Source organism: Nocardia carnea (assembly GCF_029868855.1).
In the GTDB taxonomy this organism is placed as follows: domain Bacteria; phylum Actinomycetota; class Actinomycetes; order Mycobacteriales; family Mycobacteriaceae; genus Nocardia; species Nocardia carnea_A.
Window position 1 is genome coordinate 1 of sequence record NZ_JARWOV010000160.1, and the last position, 7904, is coordinate 7904.

Annotated in this window: 6 protein-coding genes and 1 pseudogene; 4 read left to right on the plus strand and 3 right to left on the minus strand. The window is 66.8% G+C overall.

Annotated elements, in window-relative coordinates:
- Window positions 1-16: 16 nt before the first annotated feature.
- Window positions 17-841, minus strand: a complete 825-nt coding sequence (locus tag QH195_RS14615) for a hypothetical protein (protein ID WP_280435762.1) — start codon at window positions 839-841, stop codon at window positions 17-19.
- A 168-nt stretch (window positions 842-1009) separates the two neighbouring features.
- On the opposite strand from QH195_RS14615, the gene QH195_RS14620 reads away from it, so the two are divergent.
- Together QH195_RS14620 and QH195_RS14625 are read left to right on the plus strand one after the other, a co-directional pair.
- Complete coding sequence (locus QH195_RS14620; RefSeq protein ID WP_280424932.1) at window positions 1010-1774, plus strand: sporulation protein; 765 nt, start codon at window positions 1010-1012, stop codon at window positions 1772-1774.
- A 277-nt stretch (window positions 1775-2051) separates the two neighbouring features.
- The gene (locus QH195_RS14625; protein WP_280435763.1) at window positions 2052-3326 is read left to right on the plus strand and encodes an FAD-binding oxidoreductase; all 1275 of its coding nucleotides are present in this window, start codon (window positions 2052-2054) and stop codon (window positions 3324-3326) included.
- A gap of 525 nt (window positions 3327-3851) precedes the next feature.
- On the opposite strand, the gene QH195_RS14630 is transcribed toward QH195_RS14625, so the two are convergent.
- Both QH195_RS14630 and ctaC read right to left on the minus strand, forming a co-directional pair.
- Entirely contained in the window at window positions 3852-4268 is a 417-nt protein-coding gene (locus QH195_RS14630; protein ID WP_280424930.1) for a cytochrome c oxidase subunit 4, read from the minus strand.
- Window positions 4269-4281: 13 nt separating this feature from the next.
- Window positions 4282-5268, minus strand: a complete 987-nt coding sequence (gene ctaC / locus QH195_RS14635; protein ID WP_280424937.1) for an aa3-type cytochrome oxidase subunit II — start codon at window positions 5266-5268, stop codon at window positions 4282-4284.
- Window positions 5269-5709: 441 nt separating this feature from the next.
- On the opposite strand from ctaC, the gene asnB reads away from it, so the two are divergent.
- Both asnB and QH195_RS14645 read left to right on the plus strand, forming a co-directional pair.
- Window positions 5710-7653 (plus strand): asparagine synthase (glutamine-hydrolyzing), encoded by a 1944-nt coding sequence (gene asnB, locus QH195_RS14640; RefSeq protein ID WP_280424929.1) that lies wholly within the window; start codon window positions 5710-5712, stop codon window positions 7651-7653.
- A gap of 113 nt (window positions 7654-7766) precedes the next feature.
- A pseudogene (locus QH195_RS14645) lies at window positions 7767-7892 on the plus strand (ArsR family transcriptional regulator); the annotation flags it as partial.
- Between the last annotated feature and the right edge of the window lie 12 nt (window positions 7893-7904).

The following is a 7904-nucleotide window of genomic DNA, read 5'->3' on the forward strand; positions in this document are numbered from 1 at the left end:
CGTTGGTCCCGCGCTTCTATTTAATTCCCCCTTCCCCCCCCCCCCCCCCCCCCCCCCCCTTCCCTTTTCGGGGGGGTGCGGGGCCCCCCCCCCCGCCCCCCACGGCGAGGTGCAGGCCGAGATGGCGCCAGGTAGAGGCCATCAGGCCTTCCCGGAAGGATTCTTCCTCGGCGCCGGCCGTACCGTCCCGCAGGGCGTACAGCATCCGCCGCACCGTCAGCTCACGGACCTTCTCGACCCGTTTCCCGCCCACGGCCGCGATTTCCGGCCGGGCCAGCAGCCGCGCGACATGCGCACAGGCATAGATCGGCTGGGCGCGGGGATCGTCGTCGAGCATCATCGAGACCACCAGCGAGGTGCCCTGCAACAGCGCCTCGGCGGCGGTTTCGTCGGCATCGGCCAGACCCGCCAGCGCGTGCAGGGCGGCCGTCGTGGCGGTGAGCGAGATGGGGCCGACCGTTTCGGACAACCGCCAGCCCCGGGTATCGGTATCCCGGGTGGCGTAAAGCTCTCGTAGGCACTGCTCGACCACGGGATCGGTGGGCGGTACCCCCAGGCACCCCAGTGCCCGCAACCGCCAGGAGAGATCGATCGGCGACCGGAACACCCATTCCCCGCTGTCGGTGTCCACGACATCGCGGCGCACCAGAGTGCGCACCTCGGCCAGCCGCGGTATCGGCCGACCGGCCGCGGTCAGTGCCACCACGACTTCCGCGGTGTTCTGCGGATTGGGCAGGACATCGGACAACCATCCCCAGCCGGCGCCCCCGTTACGAACGCTGGCCTGGCTGCGGTGCAGCCATTCGACCGCCCAATCGATGCGTTGCTCGATATTCGACACGGAACCTCCATCCCACCCCACCGAGGCCGGATTCCCCAGGAGCCCAAGGCCGATGACAACCCTACCGGCACCCTCCGACACGAACAGGCGATCCGATCTACGCTGTTGATCCGACAGCCCCGGGGCGAGGAACGGATTCGCGGGCGGGGGCGAAGGGAGACGAATCGGATGTTCAAAACTCTGCTGGGCGCGCTCGGCACCAACTCGACGGAGGTGGAGACCGAACTCTTCACACCGGGGGTGCAGCCTGGGCAGCCGGTACAGGGGGTGATCCGGATGCGCTGCCAGGACCGGCCGGTGCGGATCAACGGGGTCTCGGTGGAGCTGATCACCCGCGCCGAACGCGAATACCACGACGGGGAGCAAATACTCGATATGGCGTTCGCGCAGCGACCCGTATTCGGCCCGTTCGAACTACTGCCCGGACACCCGCTCGAGGGCCGGTTCGAACTGCTCACGCCGTGGGAAACGCCGATCACCTTCTACAACGGCCGGCATCTGCACGGGACGGCGGTGGCGGTACGCACCCGGGTCGATGTGGACGGCGGATACGATGCCGCCGATACCGATCCCATCGGAGTCGGCGCCCTGCCGCCGCAGCATGTTCTGCTCGCGGCCGTCGAGTCCTGGGGTTTCGGGCTCCGGCACGCCGATGTGGAGGCGGGCCGCGTGGACCGGATCCCGCAGCGGCTGCCGTTCTTCCAGGAAATCGAATTCGGCCCCTCACCGCGGTTTCCCGGCCTGAACCAGCTCGAGGTGACCTTCCTGGCCGATCCGCACGGTATGTACGTCGTACTGGAAGCCGACAAACGGGCCCTGATGTTCGCGCCGGGCCGCGATGTACTGGACGCGATCCGAGTCGATTTCGCGACCTTCGAACAGGTGAACTGGATCGATGTGATCGGTCAGCGATTGCATCTGCTGGCCCGCTGACGATTTCGCCACGCCGGTACACCGGAGTTGTCCGGGTCGGCGGTATATGTTCACCTACCGTCGACCCGGGCGCGGGAAACTCACCTGGCGCGGGCGGGTCCGGACAGCGAAATCCCCCTGGACACCGCACGAGTGGTCCGGCACCGTCCGCGGTCTTCCCCCGCCCCGGTCGAGAGCGGGGTAAACCCACAGGTCACAGTCCATTCGACAGGCAGGCGGGAGCAGATCTGTGATTCGATATCGCCGCGGCCGCCGCGCTGTGGTTAGCTTTCGTGCCATGAGCACGCCGCACATCGTTTCCCCCGCCGAGTACCTGCCTCGCGACACCGCGGATGTCGTTCGCACCGTGCGGAATTCCCGGAATCACGCCAGGCCGCTCACCGTTCACGGCGGCGATCCCGCCACCGACGGCCTCACCCTGCCGGATCAGCAGGCCGTGGTCTCGCTGCGCCGGATGAACGCTATCGTCGATCTCAATCTCGGCCGCCGGACCGTGCGGGTCCAGGCGGGCGCCCGGCTGTCCGATATCGACCGCCGCCTGGCCGCGCACGGCCTGGGACTACCGGTCGTCGGCGACCACCGCGATATCACCGCCGGCGGTTTCGCCTCGGTCGGCGGTGTCAGCACCGCCTCGCACCGCTACGGGTTGTTCATCGACCGCATCGTGGACCTGGAGTACGTGGACACCGACGGCCGGATCGGTACCTGCGGGCGCACCCATCACACCGAACGCTTCCATCGCATCCTCGGCGCGGGCGGCCGGGCGGGCATCATCACCGCGCTCACCCTGGACGCAGTCGAGGTCGACAAGGACAACACCTGGCTGTCCACCGATTCGCACCGGTTCCTGGATTTCGACAGTTTCGTCGACTACGCCTACAGCGAGGTCGCCACCCCCCGCGACGCCGTCCTGCAGGTGGGCCGCTGGGTGGATACGGCGCCGCTCAAGGTGACCCGCCCGGTGGGCGCCGGACAGGTGCAGCTGGGCACGGTGCGCTTCGGCCAATGGTCGAGCCTCTACCCCACCGCCCCCACCCGGTCTCTGCGCGCCCGCCGCGAGGTCGGCAGCCGGGCCCGGAAATCGCTCGGTGCCATCGCCTCGGCCAGCAGCGGTAAGGCCGGTATGCCCGTCCGCAACGCGGCGGCGGGCGCGGTGATGTTCACCCCCAAGGTGCTGACCCTGCGCGATGCCGAATACCTGGCCGATACGGTGATCAGTTCGTCGGAGCGCGGTCCCGCCTACCGGGTCGGTGTTTTCGCCCCGCTGTCGAACTACACGTCGGTCTTCTACCGCCTGCACGATCTGTTCAGCGGGCACCGGGAACGCACCGGCTGCTTCACCGTCATCTCCGCCATGACCTACGGGGTGCGCTCGGACTATCTGCGCGCCGAATCCGCCCACAGCCTCCCGGCGGCCGACCACGGCCTGATCACCTTCACCTGCCGACTGCGACCGCACGCCCTGCCCTCCGAGCAGCTGCGGGATATCGTGACCGGTATCGACGAGATCTGCCGGTCGGAGAACAGCATCCGGTACGAATCGGTGGATTGAGTCTGTGCGCCGCCACCGCGCCGCGGCACTGGACACGCTGGTCACCATGGCACCGGTGTCGCGCTCGGGCCGCCGCAATCGTCGAACGGCGTGTTCGAGCGGCGCGGGTCCGGGGGTTGCGCCCCCTGCTCTTTGCTGCGCTGTGTCATCGGTTTCCCGTTTCTGCGGCGCAGTTCGCAGCTTTATGTGTCCGGCAGTCGAGGTAGAGCTTCCGTAAAAGATGCGGATCGACGGATCCGTAGAAGGTGCGGGTAGACGATCCGTAAAGGGGCGGGCTGTAATTTCGGAGCCGCTCCGCGGCTCGAGGGTGGGGCCCTATCAACCCCTGGTCTTCACTCCTCCGCTCCTCCGCTTCGCTCCCCCGCTCCGTCGCTCCAGACCAGGGGCGGGCCCCGCCCAGGGAGGTGGACCGTCCGAAAGTCTGGTCTGCCGCGGGCTCGGATGCCGGTGCAATCCGACGCAAAACCCCGCTGCCCGGTCGGACAGCGGGGTTCTTTCGTTCTTGTGCCGGAGAGGGCGCTGAACTCAGTGCTTCTCGGGGCCGAGATAGTACTCGAAGACCAGCCCACCGGCTGCGGTGAGGATCAGGATCACACCGGCACCGATCAGCCAGGGCTCGAAGAAGGCGAAGCCCAGGGCGGTCACCGAGGCGGCGCCGGCGAGCAGGATCGGCCAGGGGCTACCGGGCGAGAAGAACCCGAGGTCGCCGGCGCCGTCCACGATCTCCGCGTCCTCGTAGTCCTCCGGCCGCAAGTCGAGGCGGCGGGCCACGAAACGGAAATAGGTGCCGATGATCAGCGACAGCCCGGCGGTCAGAACGATCGCCGTGGTGCCGGCCCATTCGATACCGGTTCGCGATTGCGCGGTGAAGAAGCCGTAGATGACACCCACGATGATGAAGAACACCGTGAGCAGTTCGAACAGTCGTGCTTCGATCCTCATCGGAGATCAGTCCTCACTTGCTCTCGGTCGTATCGGTTTTGACCGTGCGATCGGTGTTGAACGGCTGGGTGGAAGTGGCCACCGGCGATTCGCCGATGGATTCCAGCGCCGCGGCGTTGGTCATACCGGATTCCCGGGCCTGGATGTAGCTCTGGAACTTCTCCGGAGTCACGGCACGGACCTCGAAGTTCATCATCGAGTGGAAGGTGCCGCACATCTCCGCGCAACGGCCCACGAACGCGCCTTCGCGATCGATCTCGCTGATCTGGAAGACGTTGTCGGAGTTGTTCTCCTTCGGGTTCGGCATCACGTCCCGCTTGAACAGGAACTCCGGAACCCAGAACGCGTGGATGACGTCCGCGGCGGCGAGCTGGAACTCGATCACCTTGCCGGTGGGCAGCACCAGGATGGGCACCTCGGTGCTGGTACCGACCGTTTCGATCTTGTTGTAGTGCAGGTACGACAGGATGTCGTTCTCCGGGCGGCCGTGCACCGGGCCGGGCTGCTCGTGGCCGTGCTCGTTGACGCGCTCGGCGTACTCCTGCAGCTGCTCCTGGTTCGCGTCCTCACGAACGGTGTCGACGCCGTTGTAGGTGAAGCCGTTCTTCAGGTCGACCTCGCGGTACCCGAACTTCCAGTTCCACTGGAAGGCGGTCACGTCGACGACCACATCGGGATTGTCGACCTTCTCGTGCACGTAGTTCTGCACGACCACGGTGAAGTAGAACAGCACCGCGATGATCACGAACGGAATCGCCGTGTAGGTCAGCTCGAGCGGCACGTTGTAACCGGTCTGCCGCGGGAACTCCGGCGAGTTCTTCTTCTTGCGGTGGAAGATGACGGTCCAGAAGGTCAGACCCCAGACCAGCACGCCCATGATCAGGGCGGCCACGACCGACCACGTCCACAGCTCCCGCATCCGGTGCGCCTGCGGGGTGACACCCGAGGGCCAGCCGAACCGCAACCACACATTGTCGATCGAGCAGCCGGAGACGAGCATCGCGGTGATCCCGAGGGATACCGCCAGTCCGGCCCGCCGCAGGACACTACCCCGCCGCCGGGCAGGCCGTGCCCCGATCTCGTCGCTCGCCTTGTGCGCCACGCTCACGCCTTCCTGGTCGCCACACATTCCGACATCGCATCCACGGTGGCGGGACGCCTCCGGTGATACAGACAAACAGCTCATCGGGCCTCCCGGGCAGCTCCGCGCACCGCGCGGCACCACCCGGAACAGTCCGAGTACTACGCAGCGTAGACCAAACACGCGCCCGGTACGCCGTCGGGTCGGCTTCGACACTCCGCGCGCCAGCGTAGCCGCAGAACGGAGGTGTATCGCACGGGAGAACCCGGCGTGCGGCATACTCGGACACTAGATTTCGCCCGCCGCGCCCGCATCCCTCGGCGCGGACCCCCGACCAGAGGAAACGAGGTTAGCGCCGCAGTGTGTGGACTGCTCGGATATCTGACGTCCGATACCGCAGCGCCGGAAACAGTGGAGCGGGTGTACGACGCCCTGCACTGTGTGCGGCACCGGGGGCCGGATGAGCGCGGCACCTGGCACGACGACCAGCTGATCTTCGGCTTCAACCGGCTCTCGATCATCGATATCGAACATTCGCACCAGCCACTGCGCTGGGGCCCGGCCGACGATCCCGAGCGCTACGCGCTCACCTTCAACGGCGAGATCTACAACTATCTGGAGCTACGCGAGGAACTGGCCCGCGACCACGCGGCCGAGTTCGGCGAGCGGCCCATGTTCGCCACCGAGGGCGACGGCGAGGCCATCGTGGCGGCGTTCCACTACTGGGGTCCCGAGGCGGTACGCCGGTTGCGCGGGATGTTCGCGTTCGCGATCTGGGATACCCGCAGCCGGGAACTGTTCCTCGCCCGCGACCCGTTCGGTATCAAACCGCTGTTCCTGGCCACCGGACCGGGCGGTACGGCGTTCGGCAGCGAGAAGAAGAGCCTGCTGGAGCTGCTGCCCGATCTCGGACTCGACGAATCGCTCGATCATCGCGCGCTCCAGCACTACACCGTGCTGCAGTACGTTCCCGAACCGGAAACCCTGCACGCCGGTATCCGGCGGCTGGAATCGGGAAGTTACGCGGTCGTGCGGCCGGGCGAACCTCCGGTGACGAGCCGCTATTTCGTACCGAAGTTCGGTGTGCGCCCGTTCGCGGCGGGCAGCGAGGCCGCCCGGTACCGGGAGATCGCGGCCGCGCTCGAGGATTCGGTCGCCAAACATATGCGCGCCGATGTCACCGTGGGGTCGTTCCTGTCCGGTGGTATCGATTCCACCGCCATCGCGGCCCTGGCCATGCGGCACAACCCGAAACTCATCACCTTCACCACCGGTTTCGAACGCGAGGGCTATTCCGAGGTCGATGTGGCCGCCGAAAGCGCGGCCGCGATCGGGGCCCGGCATATCGTCAAGGTGGTCTCCCCTGCCGAGTTCGCGGCCGCGATCCCGGAGATCGTCTGGTACCTCGACGACCCGGTGGCCGATCCGGCGCTGGTGCCGCTGTATTTCGTCGCCAAGGAGGCCCGGAAACACGTCAAAGTGGTGTTGTCCGGCGAGGGTGCCGACGAACTGTTCGGCGGCTACACCATCTACCGGGAACCGCTGTCGCTGGCCGCGTTCGACAAACTGCCGGGCGGGCTGCGCCGGCTGGCCGGCAAGGTGTCCGATCTGATCCCGGAGGGCACGCGCGGCAAGAGTCTGCTGCACCGCGGGTCACTCACCTTGGAGCAGCGCTATTACGGCAACGCCCGCAGTTTCAGCGACGCCCAGCTGCGGTCGGTGCTGCGGGAGTTCCGCCCGGAGTGGACCCATCAGGACGTCACCGCTCCGATCTACGACCGGTCCGCGGGCTGGGATCCGGTGACCCGGATGCAGCATCTCGACCTGTTCACCTGGTTGCGCGGCGACATCCTGGTGAAGGCCGACAAGATGACCATGGCCAATTCGCTGGAACTGCGCGTGCCGTTCCTGGACACCGAGGTGTTCCGGGTGGCCGAGCAGGTCCCGCTGGAACAGAAGATCACCAAGGAGACCACGAAGTACGCGCTCCGGCAGGCCCTCGAGGGCATTGTCCCGGGTCATGTGCTGCACCGTGCGAAACTCGGGTTCCCGGTACCGCTACGGCACTGGCTGCGGGGCACCGAGCTCTACGACTGGGCCCGGCAGCAGATCACCGAATCGCAGACCGACCATCTACTCGACAAGGCCGCCGTCACGGCAATGCTCGACGCGCACCGTGCCGGGGACGGCGATCACAGCCGCCGGTTGTGGACCCTGCTGGTGTTCATGATCTGGCACGGGATCTTCGTCGAGGACCGCATCAAACCGGAAATCGCCGAGCCGACCTACCCGGTACAGGTCTGACGCGGAAAGCCCAGCAGACCACAGGGTCACGCCCGAAGAATGTCGAAGGCCCCCCGACAATTAAAAAGGGCGGGCAGTACGTACGAGGAACGGGGAGCACCAAACCCCGCCACGGAGAAGCCGATGTCACCGCCCTCGTCGATGCCTGCGGGCCTTCCCGCACCGCCGTCAGTCAGCACCTGGCCAAACTCCGCTTCTCGGGTCTGGTCGACACCCGCAAAGAAGGCCGCCGCGGCATCTAACCCCGCCCC